Here is a 25,686-nt window from a genome sequence, read left to right as displayed (position 1 = left end):
CGCATCATGGCAAACGCGCAAGCAACCTTGGGATTTATCGGGCTGGGAGTGATGGGCGGTCCGATGTGCAGAAATGTCGCGAGCAAGCACGCTGGCGATGTGATTGCCTTCGATATGAATGCCGACGCATTCTCGGCCCTGGAGGGCACCCGTGCGCGCCAGGCGGCGAGCGTGGCAGAGGTCGCGGATCAGGCTGATGTGGTGTTCTTGTCTTTGCCGGGCGGGCCACAAGTGGAGCGCGTCTGCCTCGGAGAGCAAGGACTGGTGCGAGGAAAACACCGGCCTGACGCGATTGTCGATCTCAGCACGACAACGGTCGCCTCGGCGCGTGCCGTGGCCGTTCAGCTGAAAAATCTGGGTGTGGCCTTCGCAGATGCACCTGTCGCGCGTACACGCGAGGCCGCCCAGCGTGGCGAACTCAGCATCATGGTAGGCGCTGACACGGATCTGTATGCGCGTATCGAGCCGTGGCTGCATTACATGGGGTCGGATGTCACACATTGCGGCGATGTGGGATGCGGCCAGGTCGTGAAGCTCATCAACAACGCATTGGTGTTCGAGAACACGATGGCGTTAGCGGAAATGATGGTGCTGGGCGAACGTGCAGGCGTACAGCCAGAGGTGCTGTTGGATGCGGTGTCCAAGGGATCTGGCGATAGTTTCGTGCTGCGTAATCATGGACGCCGCGCCATGCTGCCACGAACGTTTCCGGAGAAATCCTTCCCGCCTGAGTATGTCTTGAAGGATCTGTCATACGTCTCGGAACTGGCGGCGCAAATGGCGGTGACAGCTCGGGTGACGGAGTTGGCTCAGCGCTATTACACCGCGACGGCGAAGGCAGGCTACAGCGGGCGATACTTTCCGGCTGTGATTGAGATCATCGATCAAGGTATCGAGATCAATGACAGTGAGGGGAGCGCGGCAAGCGCGCAAGAAAAGACGGAACCACACAGCCAGGTTAAGGACACGGTGGCGTCTCTATCAGAGGGGCGCCGTCATGGATGACGTCATCGGCCTGGTATGGGCGGGGATGATCAGCGGATGCCTGTATGCGATGGGGGCGATAGGCATCGTGCTGATCTATAAAAGCTCGAACGTCGTGAATTTTGCGCATGGCAATCTGGCCGGCCTGGCGGCATTTCTGGTGTTCGGTTTTACGGCTGGCATCTTTTCCAACATGGCGTGGGGCGCTGCCGTGGTGTTGACGTTTGCCATCATGATTGCGGTCATGGCGGTTAGCTATTTTCTGATCGCGCCTCTGGTATTCAAATCGGATCTGACCAGCACGATCGCGACGCTCGGGGTTGGACTGATCGCTCAAGGGGCGACGCAACTGTTGTTCGGTTCTAACGTGGTATCCCTGGATTTGCCCTTGCCCGATTGGCGGGCAGAGTTGGGGCCTATCCTCGTGACCGCCTACGACATGGCCGTGCTGGTGACGACGGCGTTGGCGATAGGGCTGCTATATGTGCTGATCGAACGCACGCGTATCGGTATTGCTTTTCGTGCGGTGTCGGCCCATCCATTCGCCAGCCGCGTGTGTGGCCTGAGCCTGCGGCGCGTACATCTGTTTTCCTGGGTTGTGGCGGGGTTATTAGGGTTGGTGGCGGCATTGTTGATTGTGCCTACCACGTTCTTGTCGTCGACCAGTGTGGCCTCGTTCATGCTGCAGGCCTTCGCGGCGGCGGTGGTCGGCGGGTTCAACAGCCTGCCGGGCGCCGTGCTGGGCGGCATCTTCATCGGTGTGATCATGAATCTGCTGTCGTTCTATGTGGCGGCCGAGTTCAACAATACGTACTTGTTGTTGACGATCCTGATTGTGCTGAACGTATTCCCCAAAGGCATTCTTGCCGTGCGTGGAGGTGTTCGTGTCTAGTGTGATGATGTCGGTGAACGATCCGGCCGGCAAGCTCGGCCATCAGGGGAATGCCACGGTATCCCAACGGTTGGGCGCCAGCGTGGGTATTGCAGGGGTGTTGGTGCTGCTGCTGTTGCCTATCGCGGTGGGCGGATATTGGACCTATACCGTGGGATTGTGTTTTGCCAATGCCATTGCGGTTATTTCGGTAGGGTTTCTGGTGCGCTATGGGGGCGAGGTCTCGATCGGGCATGGTGTATTTGTGGCAGCTGGCGCCTACGCCGTCGCGTTGTTGGAAAAGTACGCTGGCGTATCGCTGCTGATGAGCCTGCCGGTGGCGGCATTGGCAGGGGCGGTGCTGGGCATGATCTTCGCTTTTCCCTCGCGTCACTTGTCAGGAATTTATTTGGCCGTCGCGACCATGGCGCTGGCGCTGGCCTTGCCTGAAGTCCTGTTGCATTTTTCGTCGGTGACAGGGGGCTACGAAGGTCTGTACGTCAAGCTCGATGCGTTGCCTGGCATGACTAAAGAAATGCAGCGGTATTATTTGCCGCTGGCTGGGTTGGTGGCGGTTGTCATGCTATTGCGTCAGTTTCGGCGCTCGCGCCAGGCCAAGGCATTGTTGCTGATTCGTACTTCCGCCCATGCTGCCGAGTCGTTCGGCGTGCGCCGAAGCTGGGCACGCTTGAGTTGCATGGCGCTTAGCGGCGCTATCGCAGCAATTGGCGGGGCCATGCTGTCGTTCAGCTCCTCCACGGTATCGCCCAATAGCTTCACGTTGTGGACGTCGATTTTTCTGCTGGTGGGTTCGGTGGTGAGCCTGTATTCGCTGTCTATCGTGGGCGGTGTGATAGGCGGTGCATTTTTGACCTTGATGCCTTTGCTGCTGGCTGGCGCCGGCGACTGGGTGCCCATTCTGTATGGGGCGGCGTTATTGACTGTTGTGCTGGGTTTCAACGCTTTACCGGCATCCGTGCGGGCGAGGCTCCAAGGAGGACAGGCATGACGGTCGACGTGTTGGGGCGGACACCGCTGATAGTTGACGATCTGTCGTTGTCTTTTGGTGGCATACAGGTCCTGCAGCATGTGGGTGTGCGATTGTTGCCGGGGGAAATTACCGGTCTGATCGGGCCGAACGGTGCCGGTAAAACGAGTTTTTTCAATTGTCTGACCGGCTTGTATTGCCCGCAGCAAGGCAGCATTCTGTTGGGTGGCGAGCACCTGGAAAAAATGGCCCCTACTGAGCGTGCGGCGCGGGGATTTTCGCGCAGTTTTCAGCATGTCGCCTTGTGTCCAGAGCTGAGCGTGGTCGAGAACGTGATGATCGGCCTGGACCGTGAGGCGAGCGTAGGGTGGCTGGACGCTTTTCTGCCGTTGCCGAAAGGGAAAAAAGAAAATGCCCTCCACCGCGAGCGCGCCTTGTCGGCATTGGATCGTTTGGGGGTATCGCAGGTCGCCGATGTGATGCCTGCCGAACTGCCACCGGGCGTGTTGCGACTGGCCGAAATTGCGCGCGCTATTGCTGGCCACCCGCGCGTGTTGCTGCTGGATGAGCCCGCGGCGGGGTTGAATTCCGTAGAAACGGCGGATTTGGCTGCCGCCTTGAAAAAGTTGCGGGCTCCCGGGCTGGTGTTGGTAGTGGTCGAACACGATATGGATTTGATCATGGAGGTATGCGACACCATCCATGTGCTGAACGTAGGGACCTTGCTCGCCTCGGGCAATCCAGAGCAGATCCGCAGTAATCGCGATGTGGTGCGCGTATACCTGGGAGACGAGGATGACTGATGTCACAGCGGATCTGCTGCGGGTCGATGGCTTGACGGTGCGTTATGGCGCGGGCCCCGTGTTGCATGGGATTCGCTTTGCGATGACGGACTCTAAGGTCGCTGCGCTGCTAGGGGCAAATGGAGCGGGAAAGTCCAGCACCTTGCGGGCGATCGCAGGCCTGGAGCCGGCGCAGGGCGCGATCCTGTTTCGGGGGCGGGATATAACTCGCCTGAGCGCTGCACAGCGATTTCGCCTGGGTATCGTGTACGTGCCGGAGGGCCGCGCGATCGTGTCGGATCTGACGGTCCAGGAAAACCTGAGGCTGGGTTCGTATTTTGTCGATGCGCGCACTCGCGCACAGCGCGAGCAGATGGTCATGGATTTCTTTCCCGAGATCGCCAATCGGCGACGGGCGGCGGCAGGATTATTGAGCGGTGGCGAACAACAGATGCTGGCCATCGGGCGCGGCCTGATGTCAGGGCCGCAGTTGTTGCTGCTGGACGAGCCTTCGCTGGGTTTGGCACCGTTGCTGGTGGCACGCGTGTATGAGCGCTTGGCGAGGATTCAAGAGGAACAGAGTCTTTGTGCGCTGTTGGTCGAGCAGAGCTTTCATGCGGCCGCCAAACTGGCGTCCCATGCCTGGGTGCTGCGCCATGGCCATATTGTGGGCGAGTTGGATGAGGCTGCGATGCGTAGCCGCGAGGGGCGGCAACAGGCCATCGATGCGTATCTCGGTTCGCGCAGTCAGTCGTCGACGTCACCTGCCGGATCGTCTGGCGGGAGCGCTATGGCCACGTGAGTCACCAGACGGTTACGTCTCTAGCTATATGCCGTCACGATAATGAACAAGGACACAGTATGCAGTCTCTAAAACTACAGGGCGAGATCATCGCATCTGGATTGCAGTTTCCCGAGGGGCCGGTCGCGTTGACGGATGGAAGCGTATTGGTCGTGGAGATCGCGGGAGGACGCCTGCTGCGTGTGTCGCCCGATAGACGGGTGAGCGTCGTGGCCAAGCTGGGTGGTGGTCCCAATGGCGCGGCGCTAGGGCCCGACGGGCAGTGCTATATCTGCAATAACGGCGGCTTCAGTTGGCGTACGGATGATGGATTTACGCGGCCGACAGGTCCGTCAGAGGACTACGCGGGCGGCAGTATTCAACGTGTTGATGTTGAGACGGGGGCGGTGACGACGTTGTATACGCATTGCGATGGCGTGCCCCTGCATGGGCCGAACGATATCGTGTTCGATACACAGGGCGGATTCTGGTTCACCGATTTCGGCAAGACGTTCGAAGACCGCATTCTGCGTGGCGCGGTGTATTACGCCCGTATCGATGGCAGTGCGATTAGACGGGTAGCACATCCTGTGTTGACGCCAAATGGCATCGGCTTGTCGCCCGATGGCCAGACCCTGTATGTGTCAGAGACAGAGACGAGTCGGCTGTGGTCCTACGCGGTCGAGGCGCCCGGTGTATTGACCCAAGAGCCTTGGCCGTCGCCTTGCGGGGGACGCTTGGTGCATGGACTGCCGGGATATCAGCGGTTCGATTCGTTGGCAGTGGAGCAGGGGGGCAATATTTGCGTGGCCACCTTGGTGCGTGGAGGCATCAGTGTATTCAGTCCTGCTGGCCAGTGGCTGGAGTTCCACGAGGCGCCCGAGGGGTATTGCACCAACATCTGTTTTGGCGGTGCCGATTTGCGTACCGCCTATATCACGCTGTCGGGCTATGGGCAGCTATTGGCGGTGCCCTGGCCGCGGGCGGGCCTGGCTCTGTAAATGCGGACGGCATAAACATAAATCGTGTGTACCGGTCATGGAGACAGTATGAAAACAACAGGCGAATTACGCTCGAGCAGGCGGAGATTCTTGCGCACGGGTGCGGCGTGGGGAGTGTCAGCTGGCTTGGCGGGGCTGGGACTGCCGGCACGTGCACTGCCGGTGTCTGCCGCTTCGTGGCCGGATAAACCGATACGCATCGTGGTTCCCTATGCTGCCGGGCAGGGTGCTGATTTGTTGACACGTCTCTTGGCTCAGGAACTCGGCAAGACACTGACGCAACCCATCATCATCGAGAATCGTGCCGGTGCGGGCGGAAATATAGGCACAGCCAGCGCGGCGCGATCGAATGCAGACGGCTACACGTTTCTGTTGGGTACGAACGCCACCAATGCGGCAAATGAGTTTCTCTATAGCAGCCTGGGTTATGACCCTGCCGCCGATTTTGTGGGCGTCGCGATGATCGGGCTGCTGCCTATGGTGTTGTGCACGTCGGCGGCGGACTTGCCTGCTAATGGCATTGCTACGCTGATTGACCGTGCCCGTGCCCAGCCCGACACGCTCAATGTGGGATTACCCAGCACGACGGCACAGGTCGTGTGCGCCGAGTTTGAAAAATCAGCGCAGGCGCCGCTATTTGCCGTGAAATACAAGGCCTCCGGTCAGGCATTGACCGACACCATGGGCGGCCAGATTCCGCTGGTGATCGATACGGTGACAGCGGCCCGGCCCTATGTGTTGAGCGGAAAGTTACGCGCGCTGGGGATTTCGTCGCTGCATCCCAGCGAGATGTTGCCGGGCGTGAAATCCATTGCGGAGCAGGGTGTGACAGGCTTCGACGTGGTGGCATGGGATGCCTTGTTTGCACCGCGTGGGACACCGGCGGCCATCGTGGCTCGTGTTGGCGAACTGATTCAGCGCGTGCAACAGCAACCGGCGACGCGCGACCGCATGATGGACATAGGCGTAGAGCCATTGGTGATGGGCCCCTCTCAACTGGATACGTTCGTGCAGAACGAGCGGACCAAGTGGGGCGGGATTATCAAAGCCGCCGGCATCCGCATCGAATAATTTCCTATATCAAAAGTGAGTTTCGCCATTGAGGCGGAACTGTGATTATTCAAAGAATGCATTCTGCATTTTATTGATTTAGCCAAGGAGCTGACCTATGAGTACCGTTTTGAATATCGCCCAGTCCGACGTAGGCAATGCGCCAGCCGAAGGCCGCATCACTGATGAAGCCGTCGCCGCGGCGCGCGCCATGATCGGCCTGCATTTGCGGCCTGAGGGGCCATATCTGCAGGATGCGACGCCCGACACGCTGCGCAATTGGTGCAATGGCATAGGCGATTTGAATCCCTTGTACCGCGATGTCGGCTATGCCAGCAGTACGCGTTATGGTTCGCTGCTTGGCCACCCCATGTTTCCCATGGCGTTTGGCTGGCTGGGCCGGACCCGGTGGGGATTGCCGGGCGTTCACGGTTTTTATGCCGGCAACGATTGGGAGCTGTTCCGGCATGTGCGTCCGAATGACCGCATCACTGCTATCGAGCGCGTCGTTGGCGTGGAGGAAAAAGAAAGCAAGTTCTCGGGCCGTCTGGTGCTGCAGTATGTCGAGGCCAGCTATTACAACCAACGCGGCGAATTGATCGCCCGGGCGTTGGGGACTTGCACACGCCACGAACGTAAAGCGGCGCGCGATACGGGTAAGTACAAAGAGATCGTCCAGCATGAGTACACCGACGAAGAGCGTGATCGCATTGACGAAATGGTGCTGAACGAGCCCAAACAGATCCGTGGCGCCAACGTACGCTATTGGGAGGACGTTGAGGTCGGCGAAGAGCTGCCGACGATTGCGCGCGGTCCCTTGTCGTTGATGGACACGATGGGGTTCCTGGTGGGATGCGGCCGCGGCCATACGCACGGCGTGGTATTGCAGGCGGCGGTGAAGCATCCAGGCCATTTCTTTCGCAATCCGGAGGCGGGCGGCGGCGTCGAATACACCGGTATTGGCCACCATCGTGAGTCGGTGGCTAAGGAAGTCGGCGTTCCTGGCACCTATGACTATGGCCCACAGCGTTCATCATGGATGTGCTCGCTCGTGACGAACTGGATGGGCGATGCCGGGGTGTTAAAGCGTGTCCGTACGGAGATGCGGCGCTTCAACATCATGGGAGACACCACGTTCTGCAAAGGAAAGGTCATACACAAATACGTGAAGGACCAGGTGGGCTTGGTGGATATCGAATTGGCTGCGGAAAACCAACGCGGCGAGTTGACCACGCCGGGATTGGCTACGGTCGCGTTGCCGTCGCGCGATGTGCGGCTGCCTGCCTTTATCGACGGCTCAGGCGTTGATCTGGAGCTGCCGGTCACTCGTTGATGTACTTGCGTTCCTATCTCTGTGAGACAGTATCTATGCAGCCATATTCTTCGTCCCGATCTGACACGTTGCCACTGAGTGGTTGCCGTGTCGTGGAGTGTTCGTCTTCTGTCGCCGCCGCCTACGCCGCCAGGTTGTTGGCGGCCATGGGCGCGCACGTTGTCATGTTGGAACCACCTGCGGGGTCGCCTTTACGTCAGGCCGCGCCGCGATTAGCGGGTACGAAAGAGAGTGCGTTGTTTGCCTACCTGGCAGTGGGCAAGCACAGCCTGGTCTGCGATCTGTCCACAGAGGAGGGGCAAGCGCTATTGTCGCGCGAGTTGGATCAAGCCGATGTTTTCATCGAGGATAGCGCGGTGCGTGATCGCGCAGGCCGTGGCCTGGAGCCGCAATCGCTCAATCAGCGATTCCCGTCGCTAGTGCATGTCAGTGTCCTCCCTTTTGGCGCAACGGGGGCCAAGGCGGATTGGGATGGCGTGGAATTGAACTTGATCCACGCTGGCGGAGAGGGGTATTTGCTGCCCAATGGTTTATCACATGAGTTGTTCCCCGATAGGCCGCCGTTAAAGATCTATGGCCATTTTGGTGCTTATCAGGGGGGAGCGATGGCGGCATTCTGCGCGCTATCGGCATGGTGGGCCGTGCCACAGAGAGGTGGACAGTATGTCGACGTGTCGGTGCAGGATGCCGTGCTGGCTGTCGGGGCGTTTGCCTTGCAACGATTGGGAGATGGCTCGTTGGAGCATCGCACTACGCGCAGTTTTCGCTATGGTGGCGTATTCGAGACACGGGATGGTTATGTTGAACTGCTGACATTGGAGGACAGGCAATGGCTGTCGCTGGTGCAGTTGTTGGGCAATCCAGAATGGGCCGGCGATGAGGCGCTGCGCGACCCGTTGGAGCGCAGCCGGCGCGGTCGTGAAATCAATGCGCATATACGTGCGTGGATGTCTATGCATCATGCCGACGACATCGTCATGCGGGCTCAGGAATTGGGGGTGCCTATTGCCAAGTATCGGACACCGAATGAAGTGATGGCGGGAGACCAGGAGCGGTCACGTGGGCTGTTTGCCCCAGCGGTGCTGGAAAGCGGCAAGCAGACCGATATTCTGGTGGCGCCCTTTCAGTTCAGGCGCTCGCCGCTGCCAGGCGGTGGTTGCGTGCCGGCGTTGAATGAAATGGCTGGGGAGGAAATGGTATGACTCTCGCAAATGCTCCACTGGCGGGCGTGCGCATTGCCGATTTCACCATTCACGCTGCAGGCCCGTTCTGTACGCATCTGTTGTCTCAGTTGGGTGCTGAGTGCATCAAAATAGAAAGCCGTACGCGCCCAGATGCTTTTCGCAAGCCGCACGCTGTTTATGGACGCATGTCGGCGGCGACGTTCGATCAGGTGTCCGCAAACAAGTTATCGGTGCGGCTGAATCTAAAACAACCCGAAGCTGTTGCCCTGGCCAAGCGCCTGGTGGCGGCATCGGATATTGCCGCGGAGAGCTTTCGTCCGGGAGTGATGGCGCGTTTGGGATTGGGGTTTGACGATTTATTGGCGGTCAAATCTGATCTGATTCTGCTGTCGTTGTCGTCTTGCGGTCAGAGCGGTCCCGACTCGCATTTTGCGGGGTATGCACCGTTGTTTGGTGCTTGGGGCGGTCTGGGGTGGATGAGCGGCTATAGCGATGGCCCGCCTATGGAAATGCGCCATGTGATGGATCACGCCGCCGGTGTGCACGCGGCGCTGGCTGTTGTCGCCGCGTTGAATCAACGGCGTCGCACCGGCCAAGCCCAGCATGTCGATCTGGCGGCGCGAGAGGTTGCCGCGGCCATGATAGGGGACGCGCTTGTGATGGCGTCCCAAGGTGAGACTCCTGCGCGCCCGGGTAACGGCGATGCCGGTATGGCGCCGCATGGGGTATATGCGACGGCGGACCCTGACCGCTGGTTGACCGTGGCGGTACGCACGGATGCGGAGTGGCGAACACTGGCGGCGCAGTTGGGGCCGGAGGCCGACGACCCTCGCTATGCCACAATGGCTCTGCGAGTGCGCTACCGCGATGAATTGGATGGATTGCTGACACGATGGCTGTCATCTCGCGATGCGGAGCAGACCGCCAGGCAATTGCAGGACGGCGGCCTGTGTGCGCATGTGTCCTGGAATATGCAGGACATTGCTGCCGATCCGCATTTGCGTGCCCGTGGTGTGGTGACCGAGGTGAGCGCACCCGATATCCCCGCCCGCCTGGCGGTAGGCGCGCCGGCGCGATTCAGTCGCACGGATGAGGTGGGCATACGACGGCTGACGCCGGCATTGGGACAGGACGAGGACTATGTGTTCGGCGAGCTGTTGGGATTGAGCCGGACACAGCGCGCGGATCTGGAGTCTCGCGAGATCATTCTGTGATATCCCGTGTGGATAGACCATCAAACAAATCAAGGAGCCGTAGATGAAAGAGGCTATTTACCTGGTGCTGGATATGGAAAATGATCTGGTCCACGCTGATGGGCCAAACGGCAAGGCGGCCTATGGAGAGCAGGTGCGCGGCCGCCGTATCCTGGAAAACACGCGCCGCGCCTTGGACAAGGCGCGCGCTGCAGGGGTAGATATAGGCTTTGTCCGTGTAGGCTTTTCTCCTGACTACCGCGAATGCCCGCCGAATTCCCCGATATTCTCGGGCGCGCGCAAGGCCGGAATCTTCAAGCTCGGGCATTGGGGAACCGAGGTTCATCCCGATCTGGGCAAGCAAGACAGCGATTTCGATATCGTCAAGCATCGCGTCAGTCCGTTCTATGCGACTAATTTGGAAGCCATTTTGCGGGCGCGCGGGATCAAACGGATCTATTGCTCCGGTATCTCGACCAATGCTGTGGTGCAGGCCGCCGTGCGGGAAGGGCATGATCGCGACTACGAGATCGTGGTGTTGGAAGACTGCTGCTGCGGGACATCGGCTGAGGAGCATGAAAATGCAATAAAAGGCTTGCAACGGTTCTGCCGGATCACGACTTCCGACGTCGTCGTGTTCGAGTGAGGTTTTACCCGGGTACCGTGTAAGCCTGGTCTAAACGTATAAAATGCATTAAATACGGAGTGTCAAAACTCGAGACAGATTTTCCGGCCGCGCACGGCCGCTTCGGGCTATTAGATGGAATATCGAACAAAAGAAGAACAGGTCGCGGATTATCTCCGCGAGCGCATTATTTCCGGCGTCTATCCGCGCGGCTCGCGTCTGAAACAGGCCGAGATTGCCGAGCAACTGAAGTTGAGCATCACGCCCGTGCGCGAGGCGCTGAAGCTGCTGGTGGCCGAGGGCTATATCAGTGGCGATTCCTATCGTGGCGCCCGTGTCGTGCCGTTCGATGCGGCGGCGTCGGCGGAAATCCTGCAGTTACGCTTGGTGCTCGAGTCGCAATTGGTTCGAGGCGCCATTGAAAAAATCACCACCGACGATATCGCCGAGCTGCGCGCATTGGCCGCGCAGTTTGCGGAAACGTTCGCGGCGGGCGATCGGGCCACCGCGCGGGGCGTGAATTACCGTTTTCACCGCCGTCTGTATGACATTGCACAGATGCCGCAGACGTTGCATTTTGTGCAGATTCTGTGGGCGCGCTATCCCTTTGACCTGATCAATTCGGTGTCAGGACGTGGCAAAGAGGCCGTGCACGAACACGACGAGATCCTGCAGGCCTTTGCCGCCGGCGACGCGTCGGCCGCCATGCTGGCCATGCGTAAACATATTGAGTCTGGCTGGACGGTGTTGAAGGCGATCAGCGAAGAGCAAGCGCGGGAGTAGCAGAGGGCAGGCTTGTCAGTGCACCCAATCTTCGTAAGTAAGGCCAGAGACACGGCCGAACTCACGGACATTATTTGTGATGAGAGTGCACCGCGCCGCGATTGCATGACCTGCAATCGCGGTGTCGTTTTCGCCAATGAGTAGACCGGATTGCGTGAGTTGCTGCTTTACCTCGATGGTCGCGTCCACAGCGCGTTGATCCCACGGCAGTACTGCATCCAATCGTCTGACAAATTCATCAACTAATGTTTTGTGTCGAGGAGAGGCTTTTTTGCCGATCTGCCCGTAGCGCATCTCAGCATAGGTGATCGCAGAAATAACGATCTGGTTGTTTCTTCCAACCTCTGCTGCCAATCGTTGCAACACACATGCCGGACGTTCTCTCATAATGAATGAGCATATGCAGGTGTCCAACATAAAGGTCGTCACAGTGTGAACCTGCCTTCATCGTTGACGACGGCCGGACGCTCTTGTAGAAAGTCCTGATCCGCGGCGGGCAGCTCGGCCAGGGATAGCCAGCTCGGACGCACTGGACGCAAGGTGATCACGTCTCCATTTCGGGTGATCTCTAATTCGCCCACACCTTCGTAGGCCATATCGTTAGGAAGACGGATAGCTTGGTTTTTACCGTTCTTGAAAATCGAAACAGTTCGCATGGCTGGTCCTTTGCATATGCTAGGCATATGTTATTTTGCCAGTTATGCATGGCATATGCAAGGCATATGTGACAAAAAGGTCACTGCGTCAACCTAACCCCAACATATCCGCCAGGCTCAATTCCGTCTGCTCTTCGTCCAGGTGGATATGGGATTCCAGTTCTCGCAGATGGTGGTCCATCTCTTGGACCGCCTGGGCAATCTTGCCCTGTTCCAAGTACTCGACAACCCGGGCGTGCTCGTCATGCTCGCAGGTGGCATTGCCGGGCGGTTGAAAGATCGCGACGACGAGGGCGCAGCGTGAGATGACCTCCATCAGATAGCGTGCCAATAGCGGGTTGCGTGAAAGCTCGCCGAGTTTCAGGTGAAATGCGCTGGCCAGGCGCGCCCATTCTGTCTGCGGCGCGTGATGCATGGCGCGGTGTTCGTCGCGCAGTTGGCGGCGCAATGCGGCGTAATCGGCACGCGTGGCGGATTGGGCGACCAAGGGCAGGATCGCTGCCTCGAGCGCCCGGCGTGCTTCGAAGAGCTTGCCTATTTCTTCGCGCGTGGGCATGGCGACGATGGCCCCGCGATTGGGGCGCAGCTCGACGACGTGGTCGTGGGCCAGGCGTTGCAACGCTTTTTGTACGATGCTGCGGCCCACGCCGAATAATTCGCATAAGGCCGCCTCGGGGAGCTTGGTGCCGGGCCGCAGGCGCTGGCTCATGACGCCACTGACCACGGATTGGTAGATGCGTGTCTCGGTGTCGTCGAGGGTGTCCAGGTTCGGCGCAGGCAGTGCCGCGGGCCGTACCCTGGGACGGCCTCGTGTAGGAGGGCTGCGGTCTTCAGGCATCGCGCGTACCTAATGCGGAAAGTTGTTGCCCGGCAGCGATGGCCAGGCGGATCAGTGCCAGATCGCTACCTGCAGGGCCCAGCAGCGAGATGCCCGCAGGCAAACCGTCCTCGCCGATAAAAGGAATGTTGACTTGCGGCAGTCCGGCCAGGCCAGCGATCGACGTGATGCGAAAGGTGTTGGCGCGGATGGCATCCACGGTCGCTGGATCGGCGGTGAGGGAAATCGCGGCGCTGGAGGCCGAGGGCAGAATGGCGATGCGATCCGCGCCCAGCAAGGTGCGAATCTGTTCGCGCAGGCCGGCTTGCCGCGATTGCGCCGTGGCCGCGGCCTCTGCGCTGACGTTTGCTGCCGCCTGCCAGCGCCCCTCGATGGCGGCGCCGAAGGTGGGGCGGGCGGTGGTTATCCAATCCTTGTGGGTTTGCCACGCATCGTAGGCCGACACGGTGACATAGGTCTGCCGCCAGATTTCCAACTCGGTGTCCGAGGTGGGAGCATGACTGATGGGCAGGCCAAAGTGGCCTTGCAGGGTATCAGTGACTTTGTCGATCAAGGGGGCAAAGGCGGCGTCGGCCTGTGCGCAGGCGTCGGTGAGTACGACGGCGCCACGCCACGCGATATCGTTTGAACCAGGCATCAGGACATCGCCAACGCGCAGGAAAACCTCGGCACGGCTGGCGAGCCACGTCATCGTGTCAAACAGTGGCGATAGCGGGACGACGCGCTCTGCGCTGAGCAAGCCATGTGTCGTGCGCAGTCCCCAGAGGCCACAATAACTGCCTGGCACGCGAGTGGAGCCTCCTGTGTCGGTCCCCAGTGCAAAATCAACTAGTCCCGCTCCGACGGCGGAGGCTGAACCGCTGGACGATCCGCCGGGGACGCGGTCGGGGGCGCGCGTATTGAGTGGCGTGCCATAGTGGACGTTTTCGCCTTGAATGCTGTAGGCCAGCTCGTCGGTCAGCGTTTTGCCGTGCAAGGTCGCGCCAGCGGTCAGCAACTGCGTGATCAGCGGACTATGCGCAGTGGCGGGTCCATGGGTGTCCAACCATGAAGGGTTGCCTGCGCCAGTACGGTGGCCTGCCACGTCGAACAGGTCTTTGGCAGCGAAACTCAAGCCGTTCAAGAGGCCGCTGCCGGTAGGTGCGAGGCTGAATCGGCCGTGCGGTACCCACGCGCCTACGGTGTCGTCGAAAGGTAGCGTGGTAGCGTTTGAGGATGAGTTCATGCTGCAGATTCCTGAGTGAGTGTATCGACGTGGGCGCAAATAGCACCGGGTGTGGTGAACCACACCTCGCCGCGATCGCGATGATGGGCAATGTGCGCCAGCGCGCGGCGCAGGTGCCGCAAGCGGTACGGTTGCCCGACGAGATAAGGATGCAAGGCTATGCCCATCACCAAGGGTTGCCGTTGCGATTGTTCAAGCATTTCATCGAAGTTGTCGATGATCAGTTGCGCGAAGTCTTTGCCATCCATGTGACGCGCGACGATCATGGGGATGTCGTTGACTTCTTGGGGATAGGGTACGGACCATAGCGATGATCCGCCGCGCGTGCGTAGCTGTGTGGGTTGATCGTCGTGGCACCAGTTCAGCGTATAGCGATAGCCTGTCTCGGCCAGCAGGTCTGGCGTCAGATGAGACTCGGCGATCCATGGGGATAACCATCCGCCGGGACGTACACCGGCAACCCGTTCAAAGCGCTCAGCGCAATGGCTCAGCAGCGCGCGCTCGGCGGCCTCTGTGTAGGTGCCCTGTTGTTCGGCATTGGTGTGCCCATGCGCGATCATTTCGTCGCCGCGGGCGACGCAGGCGTGGATGAGCTCGGGGCAGTGGTCGAGGATCGCGGTATTGGCAACGATGCCGGCGGGCAGGTCGAAACTGTCGAAAAGATCGAGGCAGCGCCAGGCGCCGACGCGATTACCGTATTCGCGCCAGGTGTAGTTCAGGACATCGGGCTCGTTGAAACTGGCGCCCAGTTTTGCGCCCATGCCGCTGCCAAAGGCAAAGTGTTCCAGGTTGAATCCCAGATAGACGGCGAGCCTGGCACCGCGTGGCCATGAATAGTCCTGACGGCGGTGAATCGGCGAATAATCGAACCGATGGTGGCTGGGCAACAAGCCGAATGTGCTGTCCGTATGTGATGTGTGGTCGGGAGGGGCGAAATCAATGGCCGGCATGGTTGAGTATCCTGCGATTCAAAGTGTGGCCAATCCTGCCCGGACCAGCATCCATTCCGCACTGTCGTTCCAGACGTCCATTTCCGTGATCAGGCCGTTGCGCACGACGTAGCGGTCGACATAACGGTTGCCTTCGAATGGTGTGCCGTCCAACCATTCTCCATATAGCGTGCCACGGTTGTAGACCACGGCATGGTCTGCGGTGGCTCCTGCGATCACGTCCGTGGATTCAAAACTTTTTTTCACCCAGGCATAGCGTGCCTTGTTAAATGCGGTGCATTCCGATGGGTCGCGCATCTCGCGGCCGCCTGTGAAGCGAATACGCAGATCGTCGCTGACGTATCGGCGAGCGCCTTCGGGGTCGGGTTTCATCAGTGTGATCAGGTAGGTATCGACCAAGGCGCCGGGATCATTCGCGTCGTGAGCGGTGTGCTGTTGTGGTGCGTCGTGCATCGTTTTCTCCCATTTGATGCGCCAATTCGGTGCATAAGAACTGCAATCGTGATGGGCTCAGAGAGGCCGGCATGTCGTGCTTCAACCTATTCTGACCGCATGATTTCCAAAGATTGTCGGCAATAACTCCATATGGATTGCCGACAAAAACTCATACGGAAATAAGCAAACAGCGTGCCAGGATGGTGGCAGAAAAAAACAATTGGCATGGCTTTTGCTTGAGTGCAGGGCAGGGCCACTTCAGCGCCTTTGACTACCACCACTTTCGGGAGCAATCCATGTCTCGCTTTTCTCGCCGCACATTTGTCTGCACGACTATCGCCCTGTTTTGTGCGGGGTTGGGGGCCGGCGCGCAGGCTGCCGAGCCGATCAAGATTGGTTTGATCACTGCGTTGTCCGGGCAGTCAGCGTTGGCGGGGGAGGCCATCACTCGTGGAATGCAGGTCGCCATCGACGAGATCAATGCAAAAGGCGGTTTGCTGGACGGCCGCAAGCTGGAGCTGGTGCGCCGTGATGATGAAGCCAATCCTGCCAAGGGCGTGGTCGCTGCACGCGAGTTGATCTACAAGGAAAAAGTCGCTGCGATTTTTGGCGGTCTGGATACGCCGGTATCCATGGCGATCGTGCCGTTGGTCAATCAAGCCAAAATGCCCTTTATCGGCCCATGGGCCGCAGGCACGCCGATCACCAAGAACGGCGCGAATCCTAACTACGTATTCCGTGTTTCCGCGGTTGACGAGGTCGTCGATGTCGCGATGGTGGACTATGCGCAAAAGACTTTCAACGCCTCGAAGTTCGGTCTGATCATGGTGAACAATCCGTGGGGCGAGTCGAATGAAAGAGGGCTGGTTGCGGCCTTGGCGGCCAAAGGCATCAAGCCTGTCGGCAGCGAGAAATTCGAGGGCAACGACGTCGATGTCGTGCCGCAATTGACGCGGTTGAAAGCCGCGGGCGCCGATGCGTTGTTCCTCGTGGGTAACGTCGGTCCCTCCGCACAGGTTGTGAAATCGTTGGATCGCATGGGGTGGAAAGTGCCCGTGGTGTCGCACTGGGGACCTGCCGGCGGCCGGTTTACCGAGCTCGCTGGCCCCAATGCCAAGGAAGTGCATTTCGTGCAGACGTATAGCTTCTTTGGCAAGCAATCGCCGGTCGGCGAAAAGGTCATCACGGCGCTGAAAGCCAAGTACTCCAACATCAAGGGACCTGAAGACATCACACCGGCCGTGGGCGTTGCGAATGCCTATGACGCGATGCAGTTGACGGCATTGGCGATTCAAAAGGCGGGTTCCACCGACGGCAATGCGATTCGCGAGGGTTTTTACAAGATCGACAACTACGACGGCTTGATCAAGCAATACAAGCAGCCGTTCTCGCCCGAGGTGCATGACGCATTGACCGCACAGGACTACGTCTGGGCGCAGTTCATTGATAACCGCATCTTGCCCGTCGGGCTGGCGAAATAACGTAATCGGTCGGAGCCTTTAATGCAGTTACTAGCGGCGCTAATCAGTGGACTGGGCCTGGGCAGCATGTATGGCCTGATGGCACTGGGCTTTCATGTGACCCATTCTGTTTCGGGTACGGTCAATTTTGCGCAGGGCAGCTCAATGATGTTGGGCGCTGTGCTGTGCTTTACCTTTGCCCAGACGCTGGGATGGGGAATGGGGCCTGCCATTGTGTTGGCGTTGCTGTGCTGCGCGTTGTATGGCTTGCTGGTGGAGTTCCTGGCGGTGAGACCGTTTGCCTCTCGTGGGTCCAACGCCTGGCTGATGTCTACGGTGGCGTTGGGCATTGTGCTGGACAACGTGGTGATGCATACCTTTGGCAAGGAGCCTCGCAGTTTGCCTTCGCCTCTGGCGGTGTCGCCGATCGAGGTGTCGGGTCTGGGATTGGGTGTTTATCCGCTGCAGCTGTTGATCCCGTTGATAGGCTTTGCGCTGGCGGCCGCGCTGCATGTGGTGGCGCGGCGTACCCGTTGGGGTACGGCGTTGCTGGCCGTGGTGCAGAACCGTGACGCGGCGCGTTTGATGGGCATTCCCATAAAACGCGCGGTGGCGGCGGCCTTTGCGGTGTCGACCGTGTTCGCCGGTATCGCGGGCATCTTGATCGCGCCTTTGTTCAACGTGAATGCCGATATGGGCACGCTGTTTGGCCTGAAGGCATTTGCCGTGGCGATCCTCGGAGGTATCTCCAGCGCATGGGGCGTGATGTTTGCCGGTTTGATTTTTGGTATTGCCGAAGCCATGGTCACGGTCACGCTAGGGTCCGGCTACACGCAGATTATTACGTTCGCATTGGTGATCGTGGTGTTGGCCGTCAGGCCCAATGGTTTGTTTGGACGGGCAGAGGTCAAGAAGGTATGAAGCTCAAATCTCTTGCAGCAGGAGCGGTGCTTGTCGCCGTGGCATTGGCGCTCGCGTTCACGCTCAATAGCTATTACGTCTTTGTGCTGGCCAATATCGCGTTGATTGCGATCGTCGGGATTGGCCTGAATGTGTTGTTGGGACTGACAGGACAGGTGTCTTTCGGGCATGTGGGGTTCTATGCCATAGGCGCCTACACCGTCGCGATTTTGACGACCAAGGCGGGTTGGAGTTTCTGGCCTGCTTGGGGGGCGGGTACCTTGATCGCGGCAGCGCTGGGCGCGGTATTGGCATTGCCCGCGTTGCGGGTAAAGGGACCGTACCTGGCGATGATCACGATCGCGTTCAGCTTCATCGTGCAGCACGCGATTGTGGAGATGCCCGATCTGACCGGTGGGCAGAACGGCATCATGGGCATCATGCCGCCGCAATTGGTCGCGAGTTGGGGGCCTGAGCAAACCGTGACGGTGTTGGCGGTGTTGGCGGCCGCGGTGTTGATGATTGGCTATGCCTTGCTGTCGCGTGGGACGTGGGGCGCGGCGATGCGCGCCGTGAACGATAGCGAGACCGCTGCGCAATCCATTGGACTGAATCCCTTGGTGGTCAAAACGGTGGCGTTCACCTTGTCGGCGGCGACGGCTGGATTGGCGGGCGGGTTGTTTGCGCCATTGTCCAGCTTCGTGACGGCGGAAACGTTCAGCTTCATGCAATCGATTCTGTTCGTGCTGGTGGTGATCGTGGGTGGCGCGGGGACGATTGTTGGTCCTATTGTGGGGGCCTTGATTGTCGGGATGTTGCCCGAGTTGCTCGCATCGTTGGAGAGTTATCGGTTGCTGTTCTTTGGCGCGCTGTTGTTGTTGGTGTTGTGGGTCGCGCCCGAGGGACTGGTGGGGTTGTGGCGTCAGGTGATTGCAAAGGTTCAGGGCGTGGCGCGTGTGGGTGGTGTCAGCGAGTTGGCTGACGGCGAGTCTGCTGCTGGCACGATGACAACGGCCCAGGTTGCGCCTGAGACGACTGCTGCTATCGGGACGCCCATAAATGCTGCCGCTGCTTCAGCCTCTGGGCATCGTGCCGGGGTCTCGACACCTGTTGATGCGGGCACGCTGGCGCTGCCACAACGCGAACGCGCGTCGTTGGCCGCAGATGGGCTCGGTATCACCTTTGGCGGCGTGCGCGCCGTCAGCGAGTTATCGATGCGTGTCCCTGTCGGCGCCGTGACAAGCCTGATCGGTCCTAACGGTGCGGGTAAAACAACGGCATTGAACATGCTCAGCGGGTTCTATCGGCCCTCGACCGGCAAAGTGACGTTGGGGAGCAAATCGTTGGCGGGTTTATCCGCATTCCGTATCGCGCGTGCCGGTATAGCGCGTACGTATCAAACGTCTCAATTGTTTGGCACGCTCAGCGTCGAGGATAACGTTGCCTTGGCGATGAGCCGCGGCCGTCTGGGTGGCTTGTTTGCATCGGGACGGTATCGCAGCGAGGCGGTGCGCCAGCAGGCGAGGGCGTTGCTGGCATTTTGCGGCTATGAGGGATCGCCTGCGATCAATGCGGCGGGCTTGGCGCACGTGGATCGCCGTTTGGTGGAAATTGCCCGTGCATTGGCCACGGATCCCGATGCGTTGCTGTTGGACGAGCCTGCGGCAGGACTGTCTCGCGAAGACAAAGATCGTCTGGCAACGCTGTTGCGACGTATCGCGGATGCGGGCATAGGCGTCGCCTTGGTCGAACACGACATGACGTTGGTGATGTCGATCTCGGATCAGCTGGTGGTGCTGGACGCAGGGCGCCGTCTGGCGGTGGGGACGCCATCCGAGGTGCAGAACGATCCGGCGGTCAAGCAAGCCTATCTGGGCGAGTCGCTCGAGGTGGGTTCCAAGGGATCAAGCGCGACACGAACACCTGGCGCGGAGCTGCTGGGCGTCGATGCGCTGGTGGCGGGCTATGGCGCCGAGCCCGTATTGCATGGCATCAGCCTGCAAGTACGTGCAGGAGAAATGGTCGCGCTGTTGGGCGCCAATGGCGCAGGCAAATCGACGTTGATGCGTACATTGGCCGGCCTGCACAGCAGCCAGTCGGGGGCAATGCATATCGATGGCCATCAACTGGAGGGCCGCGCTGCAGAGGATATCGTGGGCCTGGGGTTGGTGCTCGTTCCCGAAGGCCGTCAGGTTTTCCCCGAGCTGTCCGTACTGGACAACATCAGATTGGGAGCGTTTCTGGATCAGACGGATCGCGAGGCGCGTGTGGAAAGCATGCTGCAGCGATTTCCGCGATTGCGCGAGCGCTTGCATCAGCGCGCGGGCCTGTTGTCTGGTGGTGAACAGCAGATGCTGGCTGTGGCGCGCGGCTTGATGAGCCGTCCGCGTGTGCTGTTGCTGGATGAGCCCTCGCTGGGCTTGGCGCCTAAAGTCATTGCCGAGCTGTTTGCCGCGTTGGATCGTCTGCGTGACGAGAACATGACGATCTTGCTGGTGGATCAGATGGCAGGGTTGGCATTGGCCTTGGCCGATCGTGCCTATGTCATGGAAGGAGGGCATGTCGTGGCGCAAGGCACGGCAGCGGAGATTGCAGCTAATGACGAATTGGCAGAGGCTTATCTCGGCGGGCATGGGTAACGAGCGTGCTTATCGATTGAGTTGCCTGTGAGTGACAAGGGCTGAACCGCGTTACTTACGCGTGAGTCGGTATTCGCATAAGCGTGACGAATTGATCATTCATGCGCGAGACAGGCCATTCGGTTTGTGTGAGAATTTCTTCGGAGTCTTGGCGTTCGCTTTTGATCTGGCACGCTTGACTCCAGTCTTCTCGAACCGAGTAATATATGCACATGTCAGCGCGGAACATCAAATCTGTCGAGCTCGCCGATGGCCCCATGGCTACGGACGCTCCTCCTGAAAGCCCCTGTTCCCGGGGCGAAGAGGATCGGCGCGTCTATGATTTAGTGGCGAGAGGCATGAATAGCGGCCAGCCTATTCCCGTTGACGCGTCATATTTCATTGGCTTGCGCGCCCGTTTCCCGTCCAAACAGCCTGATTGATCTTGCTGCAGGTTGTCATTCAGCCGGACGCCTCGGCTGAGATTGAGGCTGCCGTAGATTATTACGCCTGGAAAGTTTCCGAGGCACTGGCAGAGCAATTTGTCACTGAGTTCCAAGCGGCGTGCGCTATCTTGGCCAGACGCCCGGGCATGGGTTCTTTACGCTTTGCGCATTTGCTGGAAGGCAGGCAACTGCGTACTTGGTCGTTGCGCCGTTTTCCCTATCGGTTGTTTTATGTGGTTGAGGCGGACATGCTCAATATCTTGGGGGTCGAGCATCAGCGACGTGACACGATGCCGACTTGAGATGACAACCGCTTGCTGAGGGCCAGAAAGGTGGCATAGCAATCGAGGGTTTTCCATGATGTAAATTGGCCATCAAGGTAAGTAGGATGTCCAACATCCTACAAATATATTGAGACAGCTCCATGATTTTTGCACCCCTCGATCGCTTCACCGTACTCGATCTGTCGCGCGTCCGTTCGGGGCCGACTGCCGTCCGGCAGTTTGCGGATTGGGGGGCGAATGTCATCAAGATCGAAGAGCCTAGCGAGGTCAAGGACGACAAGCCGGGTGGCGCCGCCAAGTTCAGCGACTATCAGAACACGCATCGCAACAAACGCAGTTTGACCTTGAACCTGAAGCATCCCGAGGGCAAGGCCATTTTCATGGACCTGGTCAAGCGCGCCGATGTGCTGGTGGAAAACTACCGGCCCTCGGTCAAGCGCAAGCTCGGGATTGATTATGCGTCGCTGCGCGAGATCAATCCGGGACTGGTCTACGCCAGTATTTCGGGCTTTGGCCAGGATGGTCCCTATGCAGACCGTCCCGGGTTGGATCAGATTGCCCAGGGGCTCAGCGGCCTGATGTCGGTGACAGGTGAGGCGGGACGCGGTCCCATGCGGGCAGGGATTCCCGTGGCCGATTTGAGCGCGGGCCTGTTTGCGGCGATTGGCATCATGATGGCCTTGCTGGATCGTGAACGGTCGGGGCAGGGCCGATGGGTGCAGACCTCGCTATTGCAGGCTCAGGTCTGGATGATGGATTTCCAGGCGACGCGCTGGTTGATCGATGGTGAGGTGCCTGGGCAATCAGGCAATGATCATCCCACCAGCGCGCCCACCGGCGTCTATCCCACGGCGGATGGCTATATCAACATCGCGGCCATGGGGTCCAGCATGTTTGCGCGATTGTGCGATGTGCTGGGCATGCCGGAAATGAATGCGGACCCGCGTTTTGCGTCGGCGGGACTGCGAGTGGAAAACCGGGCGGACCTGAATCGCGAAATCATCGCGCGTACGATGACTGCCAGCAGTGCGCAATGGATCGAGCGCTTGAATGCGGCGGGCGTGCCCTGCGGGCCGATTCTGTCGATGGATGCGGCATTCGAGAATGAGCAGGTACGGCATTTGGCCATGACGCGGCGCGTGCGTCATCCGCAACGCGGGGACATCGACATCATGGCGCCGCCGGTCGTATTCGGTGATGTTGAGATGCCGCCGGTGCATGCCGCGCCGGAAACGGGGGCGCATTCGGACGAGATTCTGCGCGAGCTGGGTCTGGATGCGGCGGCCTGCGAGCGTTTGCGTGCGGCTGGCGTCGTGTGACAACATCCGGTTCTCACACGCTTATTTGCCGGGACTTTCATGGCCAATCCGAAACCGACGACCGGATCAATGTTCGACAACTTGAGCCGGCCTGACAACCTGCCTGACGAGATCGCGCAGCAGATCCGTCAGAAAATCATCAGCCAGGCTTTCGAGCCGGGTCAGCGGTTGCCTACCGAGTTCGAGTTGTCGCAGTTGTTCGGCGTGAGCCGCAACGTGGTGCGCGAGGCGATTGCGCGGTTGAAACTGTCGGGGTATATCGAAACGAAGCGTGGCGTGGGCAGTTTTGTGGCGGCTGAGCCCGGGCCGCACAATTTCGAAATTCTGCCGGCCGATCTATTGCAGGCAGACGCCCTGGAGCATGTGTACCAATTGCGTGTGGAAATCGAAGCGGGCGCGGCGGCATTGGCGGCTCAGCAGCGCACAGAGGCTCAATTGGAGGCATTGCGCCAGGCGCTGTTGCGCGTGGACGCGGCGGGCGAAGACTGGCGTCATGGCGCGGATCGCGCGCTGGATTTTCATATGGCGGTGTGCCAGGCCACCAATAATCCGTATTTCGTCCGCCTGTTGTCGCTGTTTGGCCGCGCGATCGGCGATGCCGTTCGCACGTTGCGCTATAGCAGTGCCGGCACGGACCGCGTGGCCCAGATCGAAGCCGAGCATCATCGCATTTTTGACGCTATCGCCGCGCGCGATAGCGACGCCGCACGCGCCGCGATGCGCGAGCATCTGACCAATGGCATGCAGCGTCGGCATGCCTTGTTGCGAGGCAATGCCTGTGCGACAGAGTCAGAGTCAGCGGGGCGAGGATAGTCCTTTATCGATTTTTGCATTGGTTCATTGGTATGGCTTTGCCACGGCACACGGATTTCACCAGATCAGGATACAAGCATCATGAGCGCTGAACGCATTCTGCAAGACCGCATCACTGAAAATCTCATTGTTGAAAAACGTGGGGCTGCTGGATGGATTACGTTTAATGATCCGGGACGCCACAATGCGGTCTCGTTCGCTATGTGGGATGCCATTCCGCAGGCGTTGCAGGCATTCGCAGAGGATCCGGCCATACGCGTCGTCGTGTTGACCGGGGCCGGTGAACGGGCCTTTGTCAGCGGCGCCAATATTTCGCAGTTCGATACGCTGCGCTCGGGCGAGGACGCGGTGCTGGCGTATGAAAAAGTCGCAGAGACGGCGCAGCTGGCGCTGTACGACTACGACAAACCGACCATTGCGCGCATCAAGGGGTACTGCATCGGCGGCGGGCTGAACATCGCGCTGTGTTGTGACCTGCGCATTGCCTCGGATGACAGTTCATTTGCGATCCCTGCGGGCAAGCTGGGGTTGGGTTATCGAATGACAGCAATACGCAATCTCGTGACGGCGGTGGGGCCGGCGCGTGCGTTGGAGATCTTTCTGACGGCGGCGCGCTACACGGCCAGCGAGGCTCATGCCCGGGGCCTGTTGCATCAAATCGCGCCTGCCGAGGAACTGGATCAGATCGTGCAGGACTACGTATCGCAGATTTCCGCCAATGCGCCACTGACCTTGTTCGCCGGCAAGAAAATGATACGCCAGCTGCAGCAGCTGGGACCAGAGGTCGATACGCAGGCGATGCGCGAGCTGGTCATGGCCTGCTTTGAGAGCAACGATTATCGCGAAGGGCGCAAGGCATTTGCCGAGAAACGGCCGCCGGTGTTTACCGGGACCTGATCACGGCCGCTGAGTCAGCGGCATCAACGTTTCAGCCGAAGTAGAGATTCATGCCGGGCATCTGCCTGGCAGGGACGCGTGCGCTCGCCACGCGCAGAGCCCCCTGTGGGGACATGGAGTGCGAGCGAGTCTGGCATAGAGAACCGGTGCACGGTCGCATGCCGGATGAATTCAATACCAATAATCCGGAGACACGCATGACACGTAATTTCTTCAGAGGGTGTGCGGCGATGGCGTTGACGTTGACGGCGGTCGTGGGCAATGCGCCTGCAGCCTCGGCAGCCTATCCCCAGCAGCCCATACGCATTGTGGTCGGTTATGCCGCGGGCGGCACGACCGATATTCTGGCTCGTGTGTTGGGCGAGCAATTGGGTAAAGAGCTCAAACAATCGATCATCATTGAGAACAAACCCGGCGCGGCGGGAAACATCGCGGCATCGTATGTGCAGGATTCCAAGCCGGATGGCTATACGCTCTTCATGGCTACGGTATCCAGCCACGGGATTAATCCTGCTTTGTACAAACGGACCTTGGGTTATGACCCTATCAACGGATTCGAGCCAGTCGGTATGGTGGCATCGATTCCGTTATTGCTGATTGCCAATCCAAAGCTGCAGATCAAGAGCGTGGACGAGTTGGTCGCTCTGGCGAAATCGAAGCCTGGTCAATTGAATTATTCGTCCAGCGGCAATGGGTCCCCGGTGCATTTGGCGGGCGCGATGTTTGCCCAGCAGGCGCATCTGGATCTGGTGCACGTGCCGTATCGCGGCGGAGCGTTGGCGAATACGGCTGTGATGACGGGTGAGGCGCAGTTCAGTTTTGCAACCCTGCCAGGTGCGATATCGCAGGTCCGTGCGAATAATCTGATGGCGCTAGCCGTCACGACGAGCGAGCGCTCCCCGCAATTGCCCGACGTGCCGGCGTTAGGAGAGCTCGCCGGATTCAAGGGCTACGACATCAACACCTGGAATGCGTTGCTGGCCCCAAAGGGAACGCCACAGGCTGTGATCGATACGCTGAATGCCGCAGTCAATCGGGCGATGTCCTCGCCGTCGTTGCGTCAACACTTTGAAAAAGAGGGGGCTGTGCCGACCCAGAGTACACCGCAGGAGTTGCGTGCCTTCATTCGCAGCGAGTTGGATAAATGGGCAGGCGTGGTGCAGTCGGTGAATATCCGCGTGGATTGAGCCGGACGAGTTGTGGTTATGAGCGCGAAGAGCGTGGAAGATACGTGGCGAAAATCGGGGCCGCGTTTTTCGGAGCCGTCTAT

At 59.4% G+C, this 25,686-nt stretch carries 26 protein-coding genes; 20 read left to right on the top strand and 6 right to left on the bottom strand.

Going from position 1 to position 25,686, the window contains the following annotated elements; genetic code table 11:
* The first annotated feature begins 6 nt into the window (after positions 1 to 6).
* From ACYVI2_RS04535 to ACYVI2_RS04480, 12 genes are all read left to right on the top strand, one after another.
* Positions 7 to 1,005, top strand: coding sequence for an NAD(P)-dependent oxidoreductase (locus ACYVI2_RS04535; RefSeq protein ID WP_415819462.1), 999 nt, complete (start codon positions 7 to 9; stop codon positions 1,003 to 1,005).
* Complete coding sequence (locus ACYVI2_RS04530; RefSeq protein ID WP_415819461.1) at positions 998 to 1,876, top strand: branched-chain amino acid ABC transporter permease; 879 nt, start codon at positions 998 to 1,000, stop codon at positions 1,874 to 1,876. The genes ACYVI2_RS04535 and ACYVI2_RS04530 overlap by 8 nt, the downstream gene beginning before the upstream one ends.
* Positions 1,869 to 2,864, top strand: a complete 996-nt coding sequence (locus tag ACYVI2_RS04525; RefSeq protein ID WP_415819459.1) for a branched-chain amino acid ABC transporter permease — start codon at positions 1,869 to 1,871, stop codon at positions 2,862 to 2,864. The genes ACYVI2_RS04530 and ACYVI2_RS04525 overlap by 8 nt, the downstream gene beginning before the upstream one ends.
* On the top strand, positions 2,861 to 3,646 hold the full coding sequence (locus ACYVI2_RS04520; protein WP_415819458.1) for an ABC transporter ATP-binding protein: 786 nt from the start codon (positions 2,861 to 2,863) through the stop codon (positions 3,644 to 3,646). The genes ACYVI2_RS04525 and ACYVI2_RS04520 overlap by 4 nt, the downstream gene beginning before the upstream one ends.
* Positions 3,639 to 4,427 (top strand): ABC transporter ATP-binding protein, encoded by a 789-nt coding sequence (locus tag ACYVI2_RS04515; RefSeq protein ID WP_415819456.1) that lies wholly within the window; start codon positions 3,639 to 3,641, stop codon positions 4,425 to 4,427. Before ACYVI2_RS04520 ends, ACYVI2_RS04515 begins: the two co-directional genes overlap by 8 nt.
* Before the next feature lie 59 nt (positions 4,428 to 4,486).
* Positions 4,487 to 5,407, top strand: coding sequence for an SMP-30/gluconolactonase/LRE family protein (locus ACYVI2_RS04510; protein ID WP_415819455.1), 921 nt, complete (start codon positions 4,487 to 4,489; stop codon positions 5,405 to 5,407).
* A 48-nt stretch (positions 5,408 to 5,455) separates the two neighbouring features.
* Positions 5,456 to 6,478 (top strand): Bug family tripartite tricarboxylate transporter substrate binding protein, encoded by a 1,023-nt coding sequence (locus tag ACYVI2_RS04505; RefSeq protein WP_415819454.1) that lies wholly within the window; start codon positions 5,456 to 5,458, stop codon positions 6,476 to 6,478.
* Between the two features lie 97 nt (positions 6,479 to 6,575).
* Positions 6,576 to 7,790 (top strand): FAS1-like dehydratase domain-containing protein, encoded by a 1,215-nt coding sequence (locus ACYVI2_RS04500; RefSeq protein WP_415819453.1) that lies wholly within the window; start codon positions 6,576 to 6,578, stop codon positions 7,788 to 7,790.
* 35 nt (positions 7,791 to 7,825) lie between these two features.
* On the top strand, positions 7,826 to 8,992 hold the full coding sequence (locus tag ACYVI2_RS04495) for a CoA transferase (protein ID WP_415819451.1): 1,167 nt from the start codon (positions 7,826 to 7,828) through the stop codon (positions 8,990 to 8,992).
* Positions 8,989 to 10,188 carry a CaiB/BaiF CoA transferase family protein gene (locus ACYVI2_RS04490; RefSeq protein WP_415819450.1) on the top strand — a complete coding sequence of 400 codons (1,200 nt, stop codon included), beginning with the start codon at positions 8,989 to 8,991 and terminating at the stop codon, positions 10,186 to 10,188. The genes ACYVI2_RS04495 and ACYVI2_RS04490 overlap by 4 nt, the downstream gene beginning before the upstream one ends.
* Before the next feature lie 43 nt (positions 10,189 to 10,231).
* Positions 10,232 to 10,813, top strand: coding sequence for a cysteine hydrolase family protein (locus ACYVI2_RS04485; protein ID WP_415819449.1), 582 nt, complete (start codon positions 10,232 to 10,234; stop codon positions 10,811 to 10,813).
* 114 nt (positions 10,814 to 10,927) lie between these two features.
* Positions 10,928 to 11,575: a GntR family transcriptional regulator gene (locus ACYVI2_RS04480; protein ID WP_415819448.1), complete on the top strand. Its 648-nt coding sequence runs from the start codon at positions 10,928 to 10,930 to the stop codon at positions 11,573 to 11,575.
* Between the two features lie 15 nt (positions 11,576 to 11,590).
* On the opposite strand, the gene ACYVI2_RS04475 is transcribed toward ACYVI2_RS04480, so the two are convergent.
* The 6 genes from ACYVI2_RS04475 to ACYVI2_RS04450 form a co-directional block, all read right to left on the bottom strand.
* The gene (locus tag ACYVI2_RS04475) at positions 11,591 to 11,992 is read right to left on the bottom strand and encodes a type II toxin-antitoxin system VapC family toxin (protein ID WP_415819581.1); all 402 of its coding nucleotides are present in this window, start codon (positions 11,990 to 11,992) and stop codon (positions 11,591 to 11,593) included.
* 8 nt (positions 11,993 to 12,000) lie between these two features.
* Positions 12,001 to 12,231, bottom strand: coding sequence for a type II toxin-antitoxin system VapB family antitoxin (vapB, locus tag ACYVI2_RS04470; protein ID WP_415819447.1), 231 nt, complete (start codon positions 12,229 to 12,231; stop codon positions 12,001 to 12,003).
* 88 nt (positions 12,232 to 12,319) lie between these two features.
* On the bottom strand, positions 12,320 to 13,069 hold the full coding sequence (locus ACYVI2_RS04465; RefSeq protein ID WP_415819446.1) for a GntR family transcriptional regulator: 750 nt from the start codon (positions 13,067 to 13,069) through the stop codon (positions 12,320 to 12,322).
* Entirely contained in the window at positions 13,062 to 14,294 is a 1,233-nt protein-coding gene (locus ACYVI2_RS04460) for an amidase (RefSeq protein WP_415819445.1), read from the bottom strand. The genes ACYVI2_RS04465 and ACYVI2_RS04460 overlap by 8 nt, the downstream gene beginning before the upstream one ends.
* Positions 14,291 to 15,244: a polysaccharide deacetylase family protein gene (locus ACYVI2_RS04455; protein ID WP_415819444.1), complete on the bottom strand. Its 954-nt coding sequence runs from the start codon at positions 15,242 to 15,244 to the stop codon at positions 14,291 to 14,293. Before ACYVI2_RS04455 ends, ACYVI2_RS04460 begins: the two co-directional genes overlap by 4 nt.
* Positions 15,245 to 15,262: 18 nt before the next feature.
* On the bottom strand, positions 15,263 to 15,697 hold the full coding sequence (locus tag ACYVI2_RS04450; protein ID WP_415819443.1) for a nuclear transport factor 2-like protein: 435 nt from the start codon (positions 15,695 to 15,697) through the stop codon (positions 15,263 to 15,265).
* Between the two features lie 278 nt (positions 15,698 to 15,975).
* Between ACYVI2_RS04450 and ACYVI2_RS04445 the strand changes: the two genes are divergently transcribed.
* The 8 genes from ACYVI2_RS04445 (at position 15,976) to ACYVI2_RS04410 (ending at position 25,603) form a co-directional block, all read left to right on the top strand.
* Positions 15,976 to 17,160, top strand: a complete 1,185-nt coding sequence (locus ACYVI2_RS04445; protein WP_415819442.1) for an ABC transporter substrate-binding protein — start codon at positions 15,976 to 15,978, stop codon at positions 17,158 to 17,160.
* Positions 17,161 to 17,181: 21 nt separating this feature from the next.
* Entirely contained in the window at positions 17,182 to 18,060 is an 879-nt protein-coding gene (locus ACYVI2_RS04440) for a branched-chain amino acid ABC transporter permease (protein ID WP_415819441.1), read from the top strand.
* Positions 18,057 to 20,678: a branched-chain amino acid ABC transporter ATP-binding protein/permease gene (locus tag ACYVI2_RS04435; RefSeq protein WP_415819440.1), complete on the top strand. Its 2,622-nt coding sequence runs from the start codon at positions 18,057 to 18,059 to the stop codon at positions 20,676 to 20,678. Before ACYVI2_RS04440 ends, ACYVI2_RS04435 begins: the two co-directional genes overlap by 4 nt.
* A 424-nt stretch (positions 20,679 to 21,102) precedes the next feature.
* Positions 21,103 to 21,405, top strand: a complete 303-nt coding sequence (locus tag ACYVI2_RS04430; protein WP_415819439.1) for a type II toxin-antitoxin system RelE/ParE family toxin — start codon at positions 21,103 to 21,105, stop codon at positions 21,403 to 21,405.
* A gap of 122 nt (positions 21,406 to 21,527) precedes the next feature.
* Positions 21,528 to 22,706, top strand: coding sequence for a CaiB/BaiF CoA transferase family protein (locus tag ACYVI2_RS04425; RefSeq protein ID WP_415819438.1), 1,179 nt, complete (start codon positions 21,528 to 21,530; stop codon positions 22,704 to 22,706).
* A gap of 39 nt (positions 22,707 to 22,745) precedes the next feature.
* Positions 22,746 to 23,519: a FadR/GntR family transcriptional regulator gene (locus ACYVI2_RS04420; RefSeq protein ID WP_415819437.1), complete on the top strand. Its 774-nt coding sequence runs from the start codon at positions 22,746 to 22,748 to the stop codon at positions 23,517 to 23,519.
* A gap of 81 nt (positions 23,520 to 23,600) precedes the next feature.
* On the top strand, positions 23,601 to 24,416 hold the full coding sequence (locus ACYVI2_RS04415; protein WP_415819436.1) for an enoyl-CoA hydratase: 816 nt from the start codon (positions 23,601 to 23,603) through the stop codon (positions 24,414 to 24,416).
* Between the two features lie 197 nt (positions 24,417 to 24,613).
* Entirely contained in the window at positions 24,614 to 25,603 is a 990-nt protein-coding gene (locus tag ACYVI2_RS04410) for a Bug family tripartite tricarboxylate transporter substrate binding protein (protein WP_415819435.1), read from the top strand.
* Positions 25,604 to 25,686: the final 83 nt, after the last annotated feature.

This window comes from Bordetella tumbae, assembly GCF_054780995.1.
This window is presented reverse-complemented; position numbering and strand designations above follow the sequence as displayed.